The sequence below is a fragment of the Pedobacter nototheniae genome (assembly GCF_032678625.1).
Classification (GTDB): Bacteria; Bacteroidota; Bacteroidia; order Sphingobacteriales; family Sphingobacteriaceae; genus Pedobacter; species Pedobacter nototheniae_A.
The window spans coordinates 88078-110816 of sequence record NZ_JAVTSO010000007.1; the positions used below are offsets into that span (position 1 = coordinate 88078).

Below are 22739 nucleotides of genomic sequence, written 5' to 3' on the forward strand. Positions count from 1 at the left end.
AGTTTCAGCTGGTTTTAAAAGGTATTTTTTAATTGAAACTTTATAAAACAATGGAAAAAAGCTGCCTGAGTTAAAATCAGCTTATTACAAATCGCCGTTTTAGGTAAAATTAAAGCTTTGGTGTAACCAACCTATCCTCTACAAAAACAAAAGGCAAAAGGCTTTTTACGCCGTTAACTTTTAAAACCTCGCCATTAAGACAGTAAAATAATACCTGAATGGGTTTATTTTGTTTTTTCTCAAATTCTGCCATCACCTGTAAGCAAGCTCCACAAGAGGTAATGGGTTTTAAAATTTCAAAAGAATCGGTTTGTGCGGTAATTGCCATACTTTCCACAACAGCATCGGGATGGGTTACACCAATCGTAAAAAGAGCAACTCTTTCGGCACATAAACCTGAGGGATAAGCCACGTTTTCCTGGTTACTTCCTAAAACAGTTTCTCCTGATGCAAGCTGTATAGCTGTACCTACCCTAAATTTTGAATAGGGTGAATAAGAACTTTCCAAAGCCTGTTCTGCCATTTCACACAATGCCCTGTCTTTTTCGCTTAACTCCTCAATACCAGTATAGTGTTCGTAAGTTATATTTAGATCAATTGATTTCATAATTAATAATTTCAAAATCCGCTGTGTTAAATTTTTATAGCGGGCGAACAATTTAGGTTATTTTTTGTATTATTAAAACAAAACACGCCATTAATTAATTTACATGGCATACTTTTAGCTTTTAGTAACAACCAAACACGCTTAGCTTTGAATAAATACGTACGTAAAAGTTTAAAAATTTTACTTTGGACAATTGGTAGCATCATTTTATTGGTGGTAGCCTTAGCCTTGTCCTTAAATATCCCGGCAGTACAAAATTTTGTAAAAGGGAAAGCCATTAACTACCTAAAAAACAAGACAAAAACCGAGGTAAGTTTAGAGAGTATAAGAATTGCTTTGCCTAAAGATGTAGTCTTAAATAAATTCTATATTGAGGATAAAAAAGGCGATACCTTGCTTTATGCTGAAAAATTGGCGGTTGATATCAGCTTGTTTAAACTTTTAAAAAACACCGTTGAGATTAACGACATTGAACTAAAAAACATACGCGCCAACGTAAAAAGGATTAATCCCGACACTACCTTTAACTTTTCTTTTCTGGTTGATGCTTTTATGAGCGAACAAAAAAAGCCCGAAGAAAAAGTAAATAAAGACACAACCTCTACCCTAAAATTCTCTATTGATAAAGTATCATTTGAAGATATTGGCATTACATACAGAGATGATGTTGCCGGTAATGATGTAAAAGTACATTTAGGAGAATTTAAAACTAAAATTAAAGATTTTGACCTTGCAAACCAGCATTATGTTATTAAACAGCTGAGTTTGAAGAACACCAGCTTAAGCTATTTACAGCAAAAACCTTTAACACAACTGGTGCAACACATTACCAACAGTGTTGACAGCAGTAAAAAAGAACAGGGAAAGTTACCTTTAATTGAAATTCAGGATTTCCTTTTCAGCAATGTTAAGGTTAATTATGATGACCGCCTTTCTACAACAAAAGCAATTGCTGATATTAACGAACTGGGTTTGGTTAATTTAAAAGTAGATTTAACCAACAGCAAATATAATGTTGATGATGCAAAACTGAACAAATCAAATATTCTGTTTGCTTTTAAACCTGCGCCAAGCAACGACCTTAAAAAAGTTAAAGATACGGTTGTGGCAGAGAAATCGCCACTGGCTCTTTTAATTAAAAACATTAGTCTTGCCGATAACAATATCCAGTTTGATAATCTGGCCGCAAAACCTGCAGCCAAGGGAATGGATTTTAATCATTTAAAAATTAACGGGTTAAACTTAGGCGCCAGTGATATTAGTTACAGCGCAGCGGGTATTAAAGCCAATGTAAAAAATGGTACTTTAAAAGAAAAAAGTGGTTTTATTTTAACTGATTTAAAAGGACTTGCTGTTTATAATGATAAACAGATTAAACTGAACGATTTCGTTTTAAAAACACCAAATACAACCATTGAGAACGCTACAGAACTGAATTTTACTTCCATGGATGATTTAACCAAACATCCTGAAAAAGTTAAATTGAGCTTGAACTTCAAAAACACCACCATTGGTTTAAAAGATGCCGGTTTTTTTAGCGATGCCATTCCTGCGAATTACCGAAATGAAAAAATTAAGTTAAATGCAGATGTTTATGGTTACTTAAATAACCTGAATATTCCTAAATTACAGGTAACCGGACTAAAAAGCACCCAGATTGATATTAGTGGAACTGCAAAAGGTTTACCTGATGTTAAAAAAACTTTCCTGGATTTAAATATTAAAAAGCTTTACTTAACCAAAAGCGATATTTTGGTTGCTGTACCTAAAAAATCGTTGCCAGCAAATTTAGATTTACCTAATGTAATTAACGCAAAAGGTAATTTTAAAGGCTCAATGACTGATTTTAGCACCAACCTTAATGTACAAACTGATATGGGCGGAGCCGTATTGGTTGCAGCCATGAACGGACCTAAAGGAAAGGAAAGTTACAAAGCAAATGTAAGTCTGAATAATTTTAATGTTGGCAAGCTGTTAAAAATGCAGCCAAAGCTGGGCCGTATTACGGTAAAAGCAGATGTTGCTGGAAAAGGACTGGACCCTAAAAAAATTGACGCTAAGTTTAATGCAAAAGTTTTAAGCGCTTATTATAATAAATATACCTATCGTAATTTAACCCTGGCCGGAAATTACAGCAATCAGAACATCAACATTAAAAGCAGCATGCCCGATAGCAATGCAAATTTTAACTTAGATGCAAAGGTTAACATGGCTGGTAAATATCCTGCGGTTAAAGCCAATTTAAATTTAAAGGAAGTTAACCTTAAAGCCTTAAACTTTACACCTGGTGTGTTAAGTGCCGCGGGTGTTGTTAAAGTAGATTTAGCAACCGCTGATGCAGACTACCTGAATGGAACCGTTGATATTACCGGATTACAGATTGTTAAAGACCAGCAAAGAATTAATGTAGATACCATTTTAGTTAAAGCTAAAACAACAGCTACCGAAAGCGAATTAAGCCTGAAATCGGAAATATTATCGGCAAGGATTGATGGAAAGTACCAGCTTACTAAACTTGGAAGTGCCGTTATCAATCAAATTAACAAATACTATGCTTTTGGTGAGGTTACTAAAATTCCTGATCAGCGATTCCGCTTTTTTGTACAGGTATACGATTCTAAATTATTAAAAAGTTTTGTACCGCAGCTTACGGTCTTTAAACCTTCGCAATTTTATGGTTTAATTGATACGCAGAAAGATAGTTTATTGGTTCGCGGAAACTTTCCGGGTGTAGTATACGGCGATTTCAAAGTAGACAGCACCCGTTTAAACATCAATAATAACAACAATAAAATTGATTATGCTTTAACCGTTAAAAGCCTGCAAAGCCCATCAATCCAATTGTACAATACAGAAGTAAGCGGCGATGCCCTAAATAATAACCTTGGGGTAAACATATACCTTCGGGATAGCAAGTTAAAAAATAAATATACCATAGGTGGAAATTTCCAGTCGATTAATAAAGATTTCCGCTTTAGTTTAGATCCACAGAAACTTCTTTTAGATTATCAAAAATGGGTTGTAGCACCAGAAAACTACATTCAGTTTGGTCAATCAGGCATCCTGGTTAATCAGTTCGAAATTAGCAATAGCGGCCAGTCGTTATCCATTAACAGCAACCCTACCCAACCCAATGCGCCATTAAATGTAGCTTTTAAAGATTTCCAGTTAGAAACACTGACCAAATTTGCTGAAACAGATACAACGCTTGTTGGTGGCCGTTTAAATGGAACAGCCAGCGTTAAAGATTTAGCAAGTACGCCAAAATTTGAAGCCAATTTAACCATAGATCAGCTTCGTTATCAAAAAGATCAGCTTGGAACATTAAGGGTTGCAGTAAACAACAATACATCCAATGCTTTTGAAGTTAATGTGGCTTTAAGTGGTGTGCACGAATTAAGGGCCAACGGTTTTTATTATACTGCACCAGAAGGAGCCCTGGATTTAACCGTTAATATTGATAAAATAGAATTAAAGAACATTGAAAGTTTATCGCAGGGACAATTAAAAAATGGAACGGGAACAATTACAGGCCAGCTTAGTGTTAAAGGCGCTTTAACCGCCCCAAAAGTATTGGGCGATTTAACCTTTAACAATGCAGGCATTAATATAGCCTATGTAAATTCATATTTCCGTATGCCTAACGAAAAAATTTCATTTACAAATGAAGGAATTAGTTTCAACAACTTTACGCTGATAGATTCATTAAACCAAAAGGCAACCATTAACGGTAAAGTTTATACTTCTGACTTTAGAAATTATAGATTTGGCCTGGATATTAAAATGAATAATTTCAGGGCTTTAAATTCTACCGCTGCTGATAATGAAATGATTTATGGAACGGTTTTCCTAACCAGTAACATTAAGGTTAGAGGCGATTTAAACCAGCCTGATGTTAACATGACCATTAAAGTAGAAAAGGGAACGAAATTTTTCTTCGCTTTGCCTGCAGATGATCCTTCGATTATAGATCAGGAAGGCATTGTTCAGTTTATAGATGCCGATGCTCCACCATTTAATGGACAAAAAGCTTTAAAGGTAGACAGCATCAGTAAATCGCCGATTAAAGGTTTAAATTTAGTTGCAGCAATTACCATCGATCCTGAGGCAGAGTTAAATGTAGTGGTTGACCCTGTTAATGGTGATGCACTAAAAGTTAGGGGTGATGCCAATTTAAACGCAACGATAGATCCAAGCGGTAAAATTAGTTTAACCGGTCGTTATGAAATCGTTGATGGTTCTTACAACTTAACTGTAGCCGTTGTAAAAAAAGAGTTTAAGCTGGTTAAAGGAAGTACCATTATCTGGACCGGAGAGCCAACCGCAGCCAATGCAAACCTAACGGCATTGTATGAGGTTAACGCTGCACCAATTGATTTGTTAAACGATCCTTCAAACTACCAGGCCCGTACTAAGTTACCGTTTCAGGTATATTTAATGATGAAGGGTGAATTACTAAAACCGACGATTTCTTTTAAAATAGATTTGCCTGAAAATGAAAGAGGTGCATTAGGTGGCGACGTTTATACCAAGCTGATCAATGTAAACCGTGATGAAAGCGAGTTGAACAAACAGGTTTTCGCCTTGCTTGCTTTAAACAGGTTTATTGCCAGTAATCCATTCCAGAGTTTGGCCGGTGGTGGCGGTGGTGTATCTACGCTTGCCCGTTCAAGTGTGAGCAAATTGCTTACAGAGCAATTAAATAATTTGGCATCTGATTTAATTCAGGGTGTTGATATTAATTTCGGTGTAAACTCATCCGAAGATTATTCAACAGGATCAATGCAGCAAAAAACCGATCTTGAAGTAGGTTTATCTAAAAAACTATTAAATGATCGCTTAACGGTTACGGTGGGGAGCTCATTTGGACTGGAAGGCCCACAGGCACCAGGACAAAATGCAACTAATATTGCAGGCAACGTAAACGTAGAATATGCACTTTCTGCCGATGGAAGATACCGTTTACGCGCATATAGACGCAACCAAAACGAAGGAATTATTGAAGGACAGATTATTGAAACTGGCCTTGGATTTACTTTGGTTGTAGATTATAATAAATTCAGAGAAATTTTTCAGAAAAAGAGAGTAAGAAGAAACCGTAACATTGAACAGAAAACACAAAATGAAACAACTAACTAAACCTTCCCTATTTATACTGGCTTGTTTAGTTTGGGCTGGCTGTAGTAGTACAAAATCGTTAAAACCCGGGCAGGCTTTATACACCGGGGCCGAGGTAAAAATTAATCCTGATTCTTCAGTTAAAATTGATGACCAGAAACAGGTGAAAAAAGATCTTGAAAGCAAAACAAGGCCAAAACCTAATGCATCCATTTTGGGTATTAAATATAAGCTGGCGATATATAATTTAGCTGGCGAACCAACAAAACCAAAAGGCTTTAAAAATTGGCTGAGAAGAAAAGGCGAAGCACCGGTTTTAATGAGTGATGTTAAGTTAAAATACAATAACGATGTTTTAAAAAGTTACCTCACTAGTAAAGGTTATTTACAATCTGTTGTAACAGGTGATACCATTATAAAAGAGAAGAAAGGCAAGGCCATTTACACCGCAAATACTGGTGCCAGATATAAAATTAATAAAGTCACTTTCCCGAAAGACACCGGCAATATGACTAAAATTATCAACGCAAATAAAGATAAAACTTTATTGAAGATTGGGAATTACTATGATTTAGAAACGTATAAAAATGAACGCATCCGGATTGACAATGATTTAAAAGAAAATGGCTATTTCTATTTCAGTCCTGATTATTTGATTTTACAGGTAGACAGTACCATTGGCAGAGATTTGGTAAACATTACGCTAAAGGTAAAAGATATTGCACCAGATGCCGGCCTAAAACCATATACGATAAAGGAGATTAATATTTACCCGAACTATTCTTTAAGAAGAGACAGTGTGCTGCGCCATTTAAAACCTGTTGAATATAAAGATTTCGAAATTTACGACAATAAAAATACCTTCAAACCCCGTTTATTTGATCGTTTGGTTTTCTTTCAGAAAGGCGAATTATACAACCGGAAAGACCATAACCAATCTTTAAACCGGATGGTTAACATTGGGGCTTTTCAGGATGTGAGGGCAGAGTTTTTACCGGTGGATAGTTTTAAAAATAACCAGCTGGATCTTAATATTTATTTAACGCCTTTAAAGAAAAACTCTTTATCATTTTCGGTAACGGGAACGAGTAAATCTAACAATTTTGTGGGTTCTGAAGTTAAAGTTACCCAAACCACCAGAAACCTTTTTAGAGGTGCCGAACAGTTGGATGTGAGCGTAAGCGGTGGTTTCGAAACCCAGGTTAAAGGTACCTCGCAAGGAAAAAATTCTTATTCATTTACAGCAGAAGGAAATTTAACCTTTCCAAGGTTTATTGTTCCATTTTACAAACCAAACAGCACCACTGCCTTTATTCCAAAAACAATTGCGTCTTTATCATACCAAATCCTTAGTCGCGGTTCGGAATATAATTTAAGTGCCTTTAAAGGAGAATTTGGATACAATTTTAAAGAAAATCTGTATAAGGAACATACTTTTAATCCAATCTCAGTAAACTTTGTAAAACCGGGCTTTCCATCTGATTCTGTAGAAAAAGCACTTTATAAGCAAAATCCGTTACTCAGAAACACCCTCGAAAAACAGTTTATCATTGGTAGTAATTATAATTTTACATATACCAATCAAATGGAAGATAGGCGTAGGAACAATACCTATTTTAATGGGAGTGTTGAAACCGGTGGTAATGTTTGGGGTTTATTTGTACCCAAAGATGAGGAAGGCAGGCGGTCTATTTTTAATGTTCCGTTAACTCAATTTGTGAGACTGGAAGCTGATTTAAGAGATTATTATAAAATAAACAGAAACCTGATTTGGGCAAACCGCTTAAACCTGGGTTATGGTTATGCTTATGGAAACAGTTCATCATTACCATTTGTGCGACAGTTTTTTGCAGGTGGTAGCAACGACATCAGAGCTTTTCCAGCCAGAACCTTAGGGCCTGGAACCTACAAAGTACCTGATACGGCTACATTTGCCGATCAGGGCGGGGACATAAAACTAATGTTAAACACCGAATTAAGGTTTAAGCTGGTAAGTATTTTATATGGAGCTGTGTTTGCTGACGTAGGAAACATCTGGTTAAGAAAAGAAGACTTGGGTAATCCGGCAACAAACAATCCGGGCAGACCGGGTTCCGGATATAAATTTAAAAATACTTTCAATGAACTCGCTGTAGGTACAGGTGCCGGACTTCGTGTTGATGCAACCATATTTGTAATTCGGCTGGATGTAGCTTTCCCGATCAGAAAACCATATTTACCAGAAGGGCAACGTTGGGTAATTGATCAGGTTGCTTTTGGCGATAAAACGTGGCGTAAAGAAAATTTAATTTATAACATTGGGATCGGCTACCCGTTCTAATTGAATAAAGATGAACTATTGCTGAACGTTACTTCGGCCAACTGCCGCATCAAAATGGCTTAACCAAACAATATTGGAATGAAATTAATACTTAAAATAAAACATTTTTTTATCGCGCTTTATCATTTATTTGTTGCAGCAGGAAAGGGTTTTATAGAAGATCGGGTTACCAAACTAAGTGCAGCCTTAGCTTATTATACTATATTTTCGCTTACGCCATTAATTATCATTGTACTGGCGGCTGCAACGCTTTTTTTTGGCGATAAAATGCAAACCAAAGACAGATTTTTTGTTGAAGTCTCTGAAATGGTTGGAGAAAGCGCTGCAACTCAAATACAAAGCTTTGTAGAGCATGCAAATAAAACAGGGCAATCAACCATCGGTTTAATTATTGGTATCGCCACACTGGTGGTGGGTGCTACAGCCATTTTTATAGAAATTCAAGACAGCATAAACCTCATTTGGAAAGTAAAAGCAGTGCCCAAAAAAGGATGGTTAAAAATGCTTTCCAACCGATTATTATCTTTTTCGCTGGTGGTTTCACTGGGTTTCCTGCTTTTGGTATCCCTTGTGGTCAACAGCATAGTTATCGGCCTGAGATCGAAATTAGCCTCACTCCTATCAGAAAGTAGGATTGATGATGTAATTCCGGTTGCCAATGATACAATGGCATTGCTGATTTATATTTTAAACAACGTAATAACAATTGCAGCAGTTACAGCGGTATTTGCCATTATTTTTAAGGTTTTACCCGATGTTAATATTAAATGGAAATCTGCCATCATTGGGGCGTTATTTACAGCCCTTTTATTTAGTTTAGGTAAATATGTAATTGGTATATACATCGAAAAAGGCAATCCAGGATCGGCATTTGGTGCGGCAAGCTCCATTATTGTAATTTTATTGTGGATTTATTATACCTCGATTATCCTTTATTTTGGAGCAGAATTTACGCAGGCTTATGCAGAGAAATATGATGGTGGAATTACACCAAGTAAATATGCGGTTCATACTCAAATTACAGTTATAGAGAAAAAAGTTGATGTGCTGCCCCCTCAACACCCGGAAGAAACCAAAGTAGACGAATCAGTTTAATATGAATAAGTAAGGCATAAATATAATTTATGCCTTACTTATAAAATCGCATTGCAAACCAACGTAAATTTATTCTTGCGTTGCTCTGCTGGCTCTATCAATGCTAAACACTAAATTCTTTTCATCAATTTCCTTTAAAGAAATTTCTTTTTCCTCCTTACCTAAACCCTTCGAAAAATAAACTTTTTGCTGCGCTGTTTTCCCCAGCCCTTCATCAAATAAAACAATGCCGAATAAGGTAGAATCCGTTTTTGAAGAAGCAGTGATACTTAAAACACCTATGCTATACGCACTATTATTTTTAACGTAAATGGTTCCATTTTTATAGGTATAGGTAATTCCTTTAACCGTTTGCAGGAAGGTTTTATTCTTACTGCTTACCGGGGCGTAAGTTTGTGCATAGCCAGCAATACCTACCATTAAGGAAATGAGCAAGAAAATCGTTCTCTTCATTATATTTTATAAGTTGTTGGATTCTTTATTTTAAAAACTGAATCATTTTAGCTAATAATTCCTGTTCTAAAAATGGCTTTAATACAAGATCATTTATACCGGAGGCAATGTATTTTTTACGATCTTCCTGCATTACATTAGCTGTTACGCCAAGTATTGGAGTTGCTTGTTTTTGCAAATCACCACAGTTTCTAATTTTATGAGTAAGTTCAATACCACCCATTTCCGGCATTTGGATATCCGTTAAAATTAGGTCGTAAATATTTTCATTAAACAATTCAAGTGCTTCCTTACCATTATAAGCTGCATCAAAAACAACGTGATATTTTTTAAGAATGGTACTTGCTAATAAAATATTCAGCATGTTATCATCCGCTAATAAAACACGCTTACCAGCCAATAAATTAGTTTCCAAACCGGGCGGCGTATCAATCAATTCCTGCTGTTCGGGTTTTTTGGTAATTTTATATGGTAGTCCGAAAGAAAATGTCGACCCTTTTCCTTCTTCACTATTTACTTCTATTGTACCTCCCTGCAATTCTATTATTTTTTTACAGATGGCAAGCCCCAACCCAGTTCCCTGTTGTTTCTCTTTGGTTGATGAATAATAAACCTGTGCAAACTCATCAAAAATTATTTTTTGATCGACCGGATTTATACCCAACCCTGTATCGGTAATGCTAACTTTTAATAAAGCAGACTGATCGCTATTCTTAATTAAATTTGCAGATAAAGTAACTGTACCTTTATTTGTAAATTTTATTCCATTACTCAACAAGTTCATTACAACTTGCTTTAAACGCAGCGGATCTCCAAGAATGTATAAATCACCATCAACAGGCATATTAATTTCGAAGCCAATTTTTTTCTTTATGGCCTGGATTTTCATGCTGTCAAAAACATCCTGAATGGCAACCTTTGGCGAGAAGGGAATATTTTCTAAGGTAACTTTACCCGTTTCGTATTTAGAAAAATCTAAAATATCATTAACCACATCTAAAAGCATTACAGATGAGTTTCTAATCGCTCCAACCTGCTCTTTTTGTTGTGGCTCTAAATTCACCTGATTTAACTGCTCAGAAAAACCAACAATAGAATTTAGAGGCGTTCTGATTTCGTGACTCATATTGGCCAAAAACCGGCTTTTCGACAAGGCATAAAGCGATGCTTTATTGCTATAATCAATTAGTGCTTTTTCATTTCTGTAAAAATTATAAATCATATAAAAAACGAACAACAACAAGCCTACCGCTAAAGCCAATAAAATGGTTGTAAAATTGTCGAGATTCTCAACAGTATCAAATGCCGAAGTGTTAACAATCTGTTGTACAGAAGAATAATAATTCTTTTCTTTTAGCTTATATTTCTTTAGGCCACTAACAATATTGGTAATTAGTAAATGATTTACATCCAAAAGGCCACGCTCTTTATCTTTAAGTTTTTTATTAGTGCTGTAAAGTTTTAAATAATAATCGTTAATGGCTTTGAGTTGTAGTTTATTAAATGCCAGGCTTACCGAAGATGTATCTTCTGATACCGTTGTTTTAACCACTGTTGATTTAGAACTATCTGTTCCTTTAGTTCCTTTATCAAATATAGCCGCTCTTAACCTTCCAAAAAACCTTTTCTTTGGCTGGGCAACCACTCCCGCTCTGAGTGTATCTATTTTAACAATGCTTTTAAATTGCCTTGCGGTAAAAAGTTTATTGTTTGGTTTCAGTTCCCCAACCTTCTTTTCGGCATCTACTGAAAAGTTTATTAAACTATCCGAAAGCCTTTTCAGATTAATAAATTGTGTAGTTCGTTCCCGCTTTTGTTTAATCAGGTTATCAAAAGATTCAGATGCCAGCACATTCTCATTTTGGTTATCTTTTTCAATACTGTCCATCAAAGAAGAAACTTCTTTAATTTCGCTGGTAAATAAATCATAGTAGATTTTTTCACCGTTAACCACATACATTCTAAAACTGTTTTCGGCGTTATAAAGCTTAAAAATACAGCTATCCAGTTTTGTATAATCGTTTTGAACCTGCACAATTTTATTGACAGATTTTAACAGCGGGATTTTAGAAAAGTTGACAAAAAGCCCTATCGTAATTCCAAAAATTGCCAGGATTAGCGTTACGAGTATCAGGTATTTTGCAGTAGAGCTTCTTCTGGGTTTCAATACGTTAATTTTAGGAGGTTGATTTTTTCGTAGGTTAAGCTACGTCTTCTATTATTTTAGGTTCTTCCGCCACCTCATCCTTTTCTATGCGTAAATTTCTGATAATATGTTGCTGCCTGTCAGGAGTATTTTTGCCCATATAATATTCTAAAAGACTTTTAATTGTCTGATCTTTCAAAATCACCGGATCAAGCCTGATGTCTTTCCCGATAAACAAACCAAATTCATCAGGAGAAATCTCACCAAGCCCTTTAAACCTGGTAATTTCCGGCTTATTGCCTAACTTTTCAATCGCATTTCTACGTTCCTCATCACTGTAGCAATAAATGGTTTCCTTTTTATTCCGAACACGGAACAAAGGTGTTTGCAGAATATAAACATGTCCGGCTTTAACCAAATCAGGAAAAAACTGCAGGAAAAATGTCATCATCAATAAGCGGATGTGCATTCCATCCACATCAGCATCCGTTGCAATTACAATATTGTTATAATGCAAGCCCTCTAAACCATCTTCAATATTTAAGGCATGCTGCAAAAGGTTAAATTCTTCATTCTCATAAACCACTTTTTTAGTCAGTTCATAGCAATTTAAAGGTTTACCCTTTAAACTGAATACGGCCTGGCAATCTACATCACGCGATTTGGTAATCGATCCCGAAGCCGAATCCCCCTCAGTAATAAATAAGGTTGTTTCGTAACGTTTCTCGTGTGTGGTATTAAAATGCACCTTGCAATCACGAAGTTTTTTATTGTGTAACGATGCTTTCTTTGCACGGTCATTGGCCAGCTTTTTAATTCCGGCAATGTCTTTTCTTTCCCTTTCCGACTGGATAATCCTTTTCAGTAAAGCATCGGCAACATCGGTATGTTTGTGCAGGTAATCATCCAATTCCTTTTTAACAAAATCATTTATAAAGGTAGCAACGGATGGTCCTTCAGGGCCCATGTTTTGAGACCCCAGTTTGGTTTTTGTTTGCGATTCGAAAACAGGTTCCTGTACACGAACAGAAATTGCGGCAATAATAGATGAGCGCACATCGGCAGCATCAAACTCTTTTTTAAAAAACTCACGTACCGTTTTAACCACCGCTGCCCTAAAAGCGGCCTGGTGTGTTCCGCCCTGGGTAGTATGTTGTCCGTTTACGAAAGAGTGGTAATCTTCGCCATACTGCTGGCCATGGGTCATCGCAATTTCAATATCGTTTCCAATCATGTGGATAATCGGATAACGAATTTCTTCAGGTTTATTAAATTTAGAAAGTAAATCGTAAAGCCCTCTTTCAGAAAAATATTTTTGATTGTTAAAGTTTACCGTTAAGCCTGTATTCAGGAAAACATAATTCCAAACCATGCTCTCCACAAAATCAGGTATGTAATGGTAGTTTCTGAAAATACTTTCATCAGGATAAAAAGTAATGGCTGTTCCGTTGCGCTGCGTGGTATCAATAATAGGTTGCTCGCTAACAATTTCACCTTTAGAAAATTCCACCTTTTTGGTTTTGCCGTCTCGGTAAGATTGAACTGTAAAACTGGCAGAAAGTGCATTTACCGCTTTGGTACCTACTCCATTTAAACCAACAGATTTCTGGAAAGCATTACTATCATATTTACCGCCCGTATTTATTTTACTTACGCAATCTATAACTTTTCCCAGAGGGATGCCACGGCCATAATCACGAATATTTACTTTTTGTTCTGAAACCGTAATTTCGATGGTTTTACCCGTTCCCATTACAAATTCATCAATAGAGTTATCTACAATTTCCTTTAACAATACATAAATACCATCGTCCTGTGCCGAACCATCTCCAAGTTTACCAATGTACATACCCGGTCTAAGCCTGATGTGCTCTTTCCAGTCCAGTGATCGGATACTATCGTCGTTATATACTACTTCTGCCATAAATATTTTTATTTACCACCATATTAAAGAAACTTGTCCGTTTTAACTATAAAACGTCAATACCGAAAGAAATCAGATCGGATTGAACTTTACCATGATGTGATTTAGGGATAATTTTCATTTCAGGTTTGCAAAATGTTGCACCAACATTTCCAGTCAGTAAAAATTATTATACAAATTTAACTTAATCTGCGTGGCTATCAACTATAAAATTTCAACAAATACACATTTAGCTGTATCTTGAGAAACTTCAAGCTTTATTCTGACTTAATGCAACAAAAAAAACAACTTTCGCTGTTTGATCTTTCGATGATTGTGGTGAGCCTGGTTATTGGCATGGGAATCTTCCGTACCCCGGTAAACGTAGCAGCAAAGGCCCAAATACCTGATTTATTTTATTTAGCCTGGGTTATTGGCGGTTTTGTTGCCTTCTGCGGTGCCTTAACTTATGCCGAAATCGGATCACGCTACCCCGTAACAGGTGGTTACTATAAAATTTTCTCTGTTGGGTATCATCCTTCAATTGCTTTTGCCATTAATTGCATTGCCATTATTTCCAGTGCAGCGTCAGTAGCCGCGATTTCAATTATCGGCGCAGAATATTTAAGTAAAATTATTTTACCAGTTCATTTACAAACAGACACATACCGGGTGATTATTGCCATAACAACCATTCTGGTATTTTATCTTATTAATCTTTTAGGATTAAAAGCAAGTTCTAAAACACAAAATGTATTAACGGTAATTAAAATTGTAATGGTACTCACCTTAATTTGCGCCATATTTTTTGGTGGTCATACAGAAGGCATTGCACCGGTATTTAAAACACCAAATGGCCATTTACCAACCTGGGCAGATTATGGAAAAGCTTTAGGATTATGTTTAATTGCCGTTTCTTTTTCTTTTGCAGGCTATGCACAAACCATCAATTTTGGAGGTGAAGTAAAAGAACCGAAAAAGGTAATTCCTCGGTCTATTATTATTGGCTTAACCATTATTGTAATTCTTTATCTCGCTATTAACTATGTGTATGTTAAAGTAATTGGTTTCGAGGAATTAAAATCTGCAGAAAGTATTGCAGCAATATTGGCTTCAAAAATTTTTGGCCCGGCAGGTTTTACCCTGCTTTCTGTTATTATTTTTTTCTCGGTTATGGGTTATGTTAATGTTAACCTGTTAAGCAATCCAAGGGCTATGTACGCCATGGGCGAAGAAGGCGCTTTACCAAAAGTATTCAGTAAAATGAATAAAAAAACCGAGGTAATGACGGTAAGCCTTACTGTTTTTACAGTGGCAGCGGTAGCCATTATTTTTTATGCCAAAACATTTGATAAAATTTTAAACTATACCATATTTTTAGAAAGCATCAGTATGGCGAGTTCTGCAGCAACTATATTTATTTTACGAAAAAAAACCGCACATATTGATAAAAAAACAATCTATACCGTTCCATTATATCCTATATTGCCTATAATTTTTATTGCAGCATATACCTTTGTGGCTTTTAGTATTTATGCCGACGATCCAAACGCTGCATTGAATGGTTTGTATATTTTTATGGGTTTAGTTGCGGTTTATTTTGCAACGCGATTGTTTAACAAAAAGAATTAACGTAAATAATGGGCAAAACGCTCTCCTTTAAACAAGAAATTGCTTATGCTGCCGGAATGATGGGCTGGAGCATTATGACGAATATTATCATCGTTATGCTGCCCTATTTTTATTTACCGCCAAGCAATGCAGGTTTACCTCCGCTGGTTCCTCAACTTGTTTTATTAGGCGCGTTTAATATTCTTTCTATCATTGCTGCTTCGGGCAGATTGGTTGATGCCATTTTCGACCCTTTTATTGCTTCTAAAAGTGATGCCAGCACAAATAAAAATGGCCGTAGAATGCCCTTTATGAAATGGGCCATTTTGCCTGCGATGATTTTTTGCAGTTTAGTCTTTTACCCGATCGAAAAAACTGAAAGTTTACACAATGCATGGTGGCTTACGCTTACCTTATGTTTCTTCTTTGTTTCAGTAACTACCTATATTATTCCTTACAATGCACTTTTGGCTGAGGTTACCCACACGCCGCAACAAAAAGTAAAATTATCAAGTTATCAGCAAATTGGTTTTGTACTGGGTATTATTTTATCCGCCTGTACCAATAATTTTGCCGATTTGGTTCAACACCATTTCAATGTTGCAAACCGCAGCGAAGCCATACAGTATGCCATTTGGGGTTTATGTATTTTATCAGGGATTGTAATGCTGATTCCTATTCTTTTCATTAACGAAAAAGATTTTTCTGTTGCAAAACCAACACATATTCCACTTTGGCCGGCGATTAAAAACACATTTAAAAATAGTAATTTCAAATATTACCTGATTTCTGATTTTGCTTTTTATACAGCCCTGAGTATCATTTCAAGCGGATTATTATTTTTCTGTACCGTATTGCTGGGTTTGCCTGAATCGGAAGGTGGAAAATTTATGGGCGCAATGGTGCTGGCTTCTTTGCTTTTCTACCCCTTGGTTAACTTCGGATCTGCAAAAATTGGCAAAAAACCTTTTGTACTGATTGCTTTTGGCGTATTGTGCCTGATTTTTGTAACCATATTTTTTCTGGGAAAATTACCATTTGGCCCTTATACCCAAATATATCTGCTGGTTATTTCAGCATCTTTTCCTTTAGCCGCATTAGGGATTTTACCAACAGCCATTTTAGCCGATATTGCCCAGCGCGATACGCTTGAAAGCGGAGAGAACCATGAAGGCATGTTTTTCGCTGTAAAATACCTGTTCGTAAAATTAGGACAAACACTCGGCATTGCTGTTTTTGCCATGCTTACCATTTATGGAAAAGATCCTGGAAATGACTTTGGTTTAAGGTTAAACGGCATTGTAGGCTTTGCACTGTGCCTGATTGCTTTATTGTTTTTTAGCCGGTTTAAGGAAGAACGATAACATCAACATTCTTCAAGACAATTTGTACTTTTAAAGCCACATTACTTTCCTTTTCATATTCCTCATACATTTTTCGTACCTTTGCCGCTGAAGCAGGAATAAGGGCTTGTCATTCTGAATGACATATTCTCTCCGCAAGTTAGTCCTTCAACAAATGATTGTTCTAGCTTCTTCGATAAATATTACACAGAAAACACATGTTATTCAAAGAATTAAACCTCATTGAGCCAATTTTAAAGGCACTTGAGACCGAAGGTTATTCACAGCCTACACCCATACAGGAGCAATCCATACCAACCATATTAAAAGGAAAAGATTTATTAGGTTGCGCACAAACCGGAACCGGTAAAACCGCTGCTTTCGCCATTCCAATGTTGCAATTATTGCACGAAAAACACATCAACACCAAAGCATCAAAAAATATAAAAGCACTGGTATTAACGCCAACACGCGAGCTTGCCATTCAAATTGAAGAAAGTTTTAAAGCTTACGGCCGTCATTTAAACTTACGCCGCCTGGTAATTTTTGGAGGTGTAAACCAACATTCGCAAGTAGAAGCGCTCAGAAAAGGCGTCGACATTTTAGTGGCTACACCCGGCCGTTTATTAGATTTAATGAACCAGGGTTTTATCAGCTTAAGCACCATCGAACTTTTTGTTTTAGATGAGGCCGATAGGATGTTAGACATGGGCTTTATCCACGATGTGAAAAAGGTAGTGGCTAAACTTCCGGCTAAACGCCAGACTTTATTTTTCTCGGCTACCATGCCTGATGAAATCCAGAAGCTGGCAAATACCATTTTATCAAGCCCAACTAAAGTTGAGGTTACACCGGTTTCTTCTACGGCCGAAACCATTAATCAATCAATCTATTTTGTTGATAAACCGGATAAAAAGAAATTATTAATCCATTTGCTGGATGATAAAACCATTGAAACGGCCCTGGTTTTTACGCGTACCAAACATGGTGCAGACCGTATTGCCAAAGACTTAGGTTTTGCAGGCATTAAAGCTGCAGCCATTCATGGTAATAAATCTCAAAATGCAAGACAACGTGCATTAACTGAATTTAAAGAAAAGAAAATCCGCGTGTTAGTGGCAACTGATATTGCTGCTCGTGGTATTGATATCGATCAGTTATCTCATGTTTTCAATTACGAATTGCCAAATATTCCTGAGTCTTATGTACACAGAATTGGCCGTACTGGTCGTGCTGGTGCAAATGGTATTGCCATTTCATTCTGTGATGCAGAGGAAAATGAATATTTATTAGATATCCAAAAACTGATTAAAATAACGTTACCAATTGTTGAAGATCACCCATATCCGCTGAGCTGGCAAAGTATGATGGCTAAAAACCAGGTAAAACGCAAACCACAGGCACAATCGAAAGGTGGTGGTGGCGGCGCTAAAAGAGGCGATGGCAACATGAGTGGCAAACCACGAAATGCAAGCAACAACCGCAAATTTGGTGGCAACAGAAGAAAAAGAGATTAATTTTCCCTCGTGCTGAACTCGTTTCAACATCAGAATGCTAAAGAAATAAATAAGCATAAAAAACCCCGGATTAAATTTAATCCGGGGTTTCTTTTTTAGAATGTTTTTCCCAGCACACGGCGCATGTCTTATGGATGTCACTTATCCCCACGGCTGAAACTTTATTTTAACCAAACATGTTTCTTAATTACATAAACACCTTATTTATGGTGTTTTTAAAATGATTAAATATGAAAACATTAGAAGGAAAAGTTGCCCTGGTTACTGGTAGTGGATCGGGCATTGGAAAAAGCATTGCACTTTTATTTGCCCAAAATGGAGCTAAAGTTGTATTAACAGATATAAATGAAGAACATGGAAATACGGTAGTTAAAGAAATTGAAGAGGCAGGTGGTGAAGCAATTTTTGTTAAAGCAGACAGTTCTAAACCCGAAGATTCGGATATAAGTGTGGATAAAGCTGTAAAAACATATGGCAAACTCGATATTGCGGTTAATAACGCCGGTATAGGTGGTGCAAGTGCGCCTGTTGGCGAATACCCTATCGAATCATGGGAAAAAGTAATTCAGGTAAATTTAAATGGTGTATTTTATGGCTTGCGTTATCAGATTCCGGCCATAGAAAAAACTTCAGGCAAAGGATCTATTATAAATATTGCTTCAATATTAGGTCAGGTTGCATTCCCCAACAGTTCTGCTTATGTAGCCGCTAAACATGGTGTAGTGGGCCTTTCGCAAAATGCAGCGGTAGAATATGCCACAAAAGGCATCAGGGTTAATGCCATTGGCCCGGGTTTTATTAAAACACCATTATTAGAAGCCATGAGTAAAGAAGCCTATGCCGCCTTGGCTGCGAAACATCCAATGGGCCGCTTAGGCGAAGCAGAAGAAGTTGCCGAATTGTGTTTGTGGCTTGCCTGCGATAAATCTTCTTTTGTAACCGGAAGTTACTATGCAATTGATGGTGGCTACCTTGCCGTTTAAAAAGTAAATATAACATCATAAAAAAACCGGATTACTGTATAAGCAATCCGGTTTTTTTATTATATGACTGCTTTAGTCTTTTAAATCACGACGTTAATAATTTTTCCTTTAACAAAAATGATTTTCTTTGGTGTTTTTCCATCTAAAAACTTCTGGAATTGTTCGTTTGCCAACAAAATGACTTCAACTTCTGGCTGAGCCAATGTTAAGTTCAGATTCAGGTTCATTTTCATTTTACCATTAACGGATACCGGATAAGCAAACTCATCTTCTACCAAATATTCAGGGTTAAAGGTTGGAAAATCAGTATAAGATAAAGTTCCGGCTTCATTACCCAATAAAACCCAAAGTTCTTCGCAAATGTGCGGCGCATAAGGCGATAAAATAATCACCATATCTTCCAGAATCTGACGGTTTCTACATTTCAGGTCCGTTAGTTCATTTACCGCAATCATAAAGCTCGAAACGGAAGTATTGAAAGAGAAACGTTCAATATCATCTTGCACTTTTTTAATAATCTTATGCAACGATTTCAACTCTGCTTTTGTTGGTACGGCATCATTTACATGGAAAGCCCATTCTTCATTGTGGAATAAACGCCAGAATTTGCGGAGAAACTTAAATACACCTTCAATACCATTGGTATTCCAGGGTTTACTTTGCTCCAGCGGGCCTAAAAACATCTCATACATACGCAAAGTATCGGCGCCATAACGTTCAATCAAATCATCGGGATTAACCACGTTGAATTTTGATTTAGACATTTTTTCTACTTCAACACCGCAAATATATTTACCACCTTCCAAAATAAATTCTGCATTGGCATATTCTTCCCTCCAGGCTTTAAATTTATTTAAATCTAAGGTATCGTTCTCTACAATGTTTACGTCTACATGTAAAGCCGAGGTTTTATATTCTTTTCTTAAACCTGCAGAAACGTAGGTATTTGTTGGCTTTCCATCGGCATCATTAATTCTGTATACAAAATTACTTCTGCCCTGAATCATGCCCTGGTTAATCAGTTTTTTAAAAGGTTCTTCTTCTTTGGTATACCCTAAATCTTTTAAAAACTTGTTCCAGAAACGGCTGTACAATAAGTGCCCTGTTGCATGCTCAGAACCACCAATGTATAAATCTACTGCTTTCCAGTACTCGATAGCTTCTTTTGAAGCAAAATCACGATCGTTATTGGCATCCATATAACGATACCAGTACCAGCTGCTTCCAGCCCAACCCGGCATGGTACTTAATTCATAAGTTCCACCTTCGTTTGGCACCCAGTTTTCAGCTCTTGCCAATGGTGGTTCGCCTGTTTCTGTTGGTAAATATTTATCAATTTCTGGCAATAACAATGGCAATTCTTCTTCTTTCAACAAATAAGGTAAATCATTCTTGAAATAAACAGGAATCGGCTCTCCCCAATACCGCTGGCGGCCGAAAATGGCATCACGCTGGCGGAAATTAACCTTTGCTTTTCCTGATCCTTTTTCTTCCAGCCAGTTATTTAAAAACGGAACGGCTTCTTTATAAGTCATTCCATTAATAAAACCTGAGTTTATATATTTTCCTTCTTTGGTCGAATCAGCTTGTTGGTCAATGTCTTTCTGAGCATCCAGTATCTGCACAATCGGAAGGTTGAAATGTGTTGCAAATAACCAGTCGCGTTGATCGCCGCTTGGCACACCCATTACGGCACCCGTTCCATAACCTGCTAAAACGTAATCAGCAATCCATAGCTGAACTCGCTCACCACCTACCGGGTTAATTACATACGTTCCTGTAAAAGCACCCGAAACTGTTTTAGTATCCGCCATGCGATCCAGTTCCGATTTCTTTTTGGTTTGAGCGATGTAATTTTCAACATTCTGTTTTTGTTCAGGAGTAGTCAGCTCTGCAACCCATTCGTGCTCGGGCGCAAGTACTAAATAAGAAACGCCAAAGATTGTATCAACACGAGTGGTAAAAACTTCTACTTGTTTATCATTTCCTTCAACCTGGAATTTAACCGAAGCTCCAACACTTTTACCTATCCAGTTTCTTTGCATTTCCTTGATCGGTTCAGGCCAGTCAATGGTATCCAGGCCCTGCAATAAACGGTCAGCATAAGCGGTAATCCGCATGCTCCATTGCATCATTTTCTTTTGCTCTACCGGATAACCGCCACGTTCAGAAAAACCATCTTTTACTTCATCGTTGGCTAATACTGTTCCTAAGGCCGGGCACCAGTTTACGGTGCTTTCTCTAAGGTAAGTTAAGCGGTATTTTAAAAGTTCTTCCTGTCTTTCTTCCTCTGTAAAAGTTGCCCAGTCACTCGGCAAAAATGATCGTGTATCTTCATCACACACTGCTTTCACATCGGCTGAACCCGATGCGTTAAATTTTTCAACCAATGTTGAAATATCTTCTGCCTGATCATTTTCAATATTGTACCAAGAATTAAACAATTGCATAAAAATCCATTGTGTCCATTTATAATAAGATGGCTCACTGGTGCGTACTTCCCTGCTCCAATCAAAAGAAAAACCAATTTGATCTAACTGACGGCGGTAAGTTGCAATATTTGCTTCGGTGGTAATTGCCGGGTGCTGACCGGTTTGAATGGCATATTGTTCTGCCGGTAAACCAAAAGAATCGTAACCCATTGGATGCAAAACATTAAAACCCTTCAGGCGTTTGTATCTCGAAAAAATATCTGATGCAATGTAACCAAGCGGATGACCAACATGTAAGCCTGCCCCTGATGGATAAGGAAACATATCCAATACGTAATATTTCGGTTTAGTCGAATTGGTTTCGGCTTTAAACGTTTGTTTATCTGCCCAAAACTTTTGCCACTTTTGTTCTATTTCTTTGAATTGGTAATCCATTGCAAATTTCTGATTTTAAAGTGGCGAAATTACACAAATTAAGGGGTTTTAGAAAATGGATTATCTTATAAATTTTAAAGGCTGAAATACAGATTTACACCACATTAAGAATAACTTAATTTCAGTACAGCAGTATTATAATTAAAAAAAATGCGCCATTGATATCAGAACCAATGGCGCAAGCAAATAATCAGGATTAGATTTTTGAAACTGCTTAAATTTTATAAATTTAAACAGGCACTTTATCTTGTTAAATAATATACTTTAACAACATTTGATTTATCAAGCTTAGCTGTAAACTGAAGTTCCTTATCTGTTAAAGTACTTACTGTACAATAAGAAACGCCTTCTTCAGGTAAATACATATTAAAAGAATCTTTTGTACCGGTATAATCACCAATGGTTTTAGTTCCTTTTAAGCTTAATTCTAAAACATCATCATTACTGGATTTAAAATCCATATAATCAGTTGATGCGCCATAAGTAAATGTACCGTTTTGCGCAGTCAGGTCGCCTGTATAACCGGTTGCCACAATTTTATTAACTGTCCACTTTCCCATAATACGGGCCTTTACAGATTCTGTGTCTTTTTTACAGGAGAAAATAGTCGCCGTGACTAATAATAACAGACTTACAAGGGTAATTTGTTTTTTCATGATAGGTGTTTTAATGTTTTAGGTTGACATAATAACGGCCTTTAACCAAATTTCGTACCGATTACTAAAAAATACCTACTTTTAACCAAAGATTATTCTAAAAACTAAACCTCGAATAGA

13 protein-coding genes are annotated in these 22739 nt (G+C 36.6%); 7 read left to right on the forward strand and 6 right to left on the reverse strand.

The window, feature by feature from the left end:
- Window positions 1-109: 109 nt before the first annotated feature.
- Complete coding sequence (locus tag R2Q77_RS18340; protein WP_316805180.1) at window positions 110-607, reverse strand: cytidine deaminase; 498 nt, start codon at window positions 605-607, stop codon at window positions 110-112.
- Window positions 608-754: 147 nt separating this feature from the next.
- Here R2Q77_RS18340 and R2Q77_RS18345 point away from each other — a divergent pair, with 147 nt between their 5' ends.
- From R2Q77_RS18345 to R2Q77_RS18355, 3 genes are all read left to right on the forward strand, one after another.
- Complete coding sequence (locus R2Q77_RS18345; RefSeq protein ID WP_316805181.1) at window positions 755-5746, forward strand: translocation/assembly module TamB domain-containing protein; 4992 nt, start codon at window positions 755-757, stop codon at window positions 5744-5746.
- Window positions 5730-8045, forward strand: coding sequence for a BamA/TamA family outer membrane protein (locus tag R2Q77_RS18350; protein ID WP_316805182.1), 2316 nt, complete (start codon window positions 5730-5732; stop codon window positions 8043-8045). The genes R2Q77_RS18345 and R2Q77_RS18350 overlap by 17 nt, the downstream gene beginning before the upstream one ends.
- 78 nt (window positions 8046-8123) lie before the next feature.
- On the forward strand, window positions 8124-9140 hold the full coding sequence (locus R2Q77_RS18355; protein ID WP_316805183.1) for a YihY/virulence factor BrkB family protein: 1017 nt from the start codon (window positions 8124-8126) through the stop codon (window positions 9138-9140).
- A 69-nt stretch (window positions 9141-9209) separates the two neighbouring features.
- On the opposite strand, the gene R2Q77_RS18360 is transcribed toward R2Q77_RS18355, so the two are convergent.
- Genes R2Q77_RS18360 through R2Q77_RS18370 form a run of 3 tightly spaced genes read right to left on the reverse strand, consistent with a single transcriptional unit; the run spans window position 9210 to window position 13663 of the window.
- Window positions 9210-9593 (reverse strand): hypothetical protein, encoded by a 384-nt coding sequence (locus tag R2Q77_RS18360; RefSeq protein ID WP_316805184.1) that lies wholly within the window; start codon window positions 9591-9593, stop codon window positions 9210-9212.
- A 25-nt stretch (window positions 9594-9618) separates the two neighbouring features.
- A complete protein-coding gene (locus R2Q77_RS18365; RefSeq protein WP_316805185.1) occupies window positions 9619-11760 on the reverse strand; it encodes an ATP-binding protein in 2142 nt (713 codons plus the stop codon).
- Window positions 11761-11794: 34 nt separating this feature from the next.
- Window positions 11795-13663: a DNA topoisomerase IV subunit B gene (locus tag R2Q77_RS18370; RefSeq protein WP_316805186.1), complete on the reverse strand. Its 1869-nt coding sequence runs from the start codon at window positions 13661-13663 to the stop codon at window positions 11795-11797.
- A 270-nt stretch (window positions 13664-13933) separates the two neighbouring features.
- On the opposite strand from R2Q77_RS18370, the gene R2Q77_RS18375 reads away from it, so the two are divergent.
- The 4 genes from R2Q77_RS18375 to R2Q77_RS18390 all read left to right on the forward strand — a co-directional run bounded on the left by R2Q77_RS18375 (window position 13934) and on the right by R2Q77_RS18390 (window position 19096).
- A complete protein-coding gene (locus R2Q77_RS18375; protein WP_316805187.1) occupies window positions 13934-15274 on the forward strand; it encodes an APC family permease in 1341 nt (446 codons plus the stop codon).
- An 8-nt stretch (window positions 15275-15282) separates the two neighbouring features.
- Window positions 15283-16617 (forward strand): MFS transporter, encoded by a 1335-nt coding sequence (locus R2Q77_RS18380; protein WP_316805188.1) that lies wholly within the window; start codon window positions 15283-15285, stop codon window positions 16615-16617.
- Between the two features lie 197 nt (window positions 16618-16814).
- Window positions 16815-18113, forward strand: a complete 1299-nt coding sequence (locus tag R2Q77_RS18385; protein ID WP_316805189.1) for a DEAD/DEAH box helicase — start codon at window positions 16815-16817, stop codon at window positions 18111-18113.
- Between the two features lie 230 nt (window positions 18114-18343).
- On the forward strand, window positions 18344-19096 hold the full coding sequence (locus R2Q77_RS18390; protein ID WP_316805190.1) for a glucose 1-dehydrogenase: 753 nt from the start codon (window positions 18344-18346) through the stop codon (window positions 19094-19096).
- 80 nt (window positions 19097-19176) lie between these two features.
- Here the strand turns inward: R2Q77_RS18390 and leuS are convergent, their stop codons facing one another.
- Window positions 19177-21963, reverse strand: coding sequence for a leucine--tRNA ligase (leuS, locus tag R2Q77_RS18395; RefSeq protein ID WP_316805191.1), 2787 nt, complete (start codon window positions 21961-21963; stop codon window positions 19177-19179).
- 242 nt (window positions 21964-22205) lie between these two features.
- Window positions 22206-22619, reverse strand: coding sequence for a hypothetical protein (locus R2Q77_RS18400; RefSeq protein ID WP_316805192.1), 414 nt, complete (start codon window positions 22617-22619; stop codon window positions 22206-22208).
- Window positions 22620-22739 lie beyond the last annotated feature (120 nt).

Bases quoted from the DNA above. Each gene is read 5' to 3' on its own strand.
- R2Q77_RS18350 (WP_316805182.1), top strand. From the start codon at position 5,730: ATGAAACAACTAACTAAACCTTCCCTATTTATACTGGCTTGTTTAGTT.
- R2Q77_RS18375 (WP_316805187.1), top strand. From the start codon at position 13,934: ATGCAACAAAAAAAACAACTTTCGCTGTTTGATCTTTCGATGATTGTG.
- R2Q77_RS18380 (WP_316805188.1), top strand. From the start codon at position 15,283: ATGGGCAAAACGCTCTCCTTTAAACAAGAAATTGCTTATGCTGCCGGA.
- R2Q77_RS18370 (WP_316805186.1), bottom strand. From the start codon at position 13,663: ATGGCAGAAGTAGTATATAACGACGATAGTATCCGATCACTGGACTGG.
- R2Q77_RS18340 (WP_316805180.1), bottom strand. From the start codon at position 607: ATGAAATCAATTGATCTAAATATAACTTACGAACACTATACTGGTATT.
- R2Q77_RS18390 (WP_316805190.1), top strand. From the start codon at position 18,344: ATGAAAACATTAGAAGGAAAAGTTGCCCTGGTTACTGGTAGTGGATCG.
- leuS (WP_316805191.1), bottom strand. From the start codon at position 21,963: ATGGATTACCAATTCAAAGAAATAGAACAAAAGTGGCAAAAGTTTTGG.
- R2Q77_RS18360 (WP_316805184.1), bottom strand. From the start codon at position 9,593: ATGAAGAGAACGATTTTCTTGCTCATTTCCTTAATGGTAGGTATTGCT.
- R2Q77_RS18385 (WP_316805189.1), top strand. From the start codon at position 16,815: ATGTTATTCAAAGAATTAAACCTCATTGAGCCAATTTTAAAGGCACTT.
- R2Q77_RS18400 (WP_316805192.1), bottom strand. From the start codon at position 22,619: ATGAAAAAACAAATTACCCTTGTAAGTCTGTTATTATTAGTCACGGCG.
- R2Q77_RS18355 (WP_316805183.1), top strand. From the start codon at position 8,124: ATGAAATTAATACTTAAAATAAAACATTTTTTTATCGCGCTTTATCAT.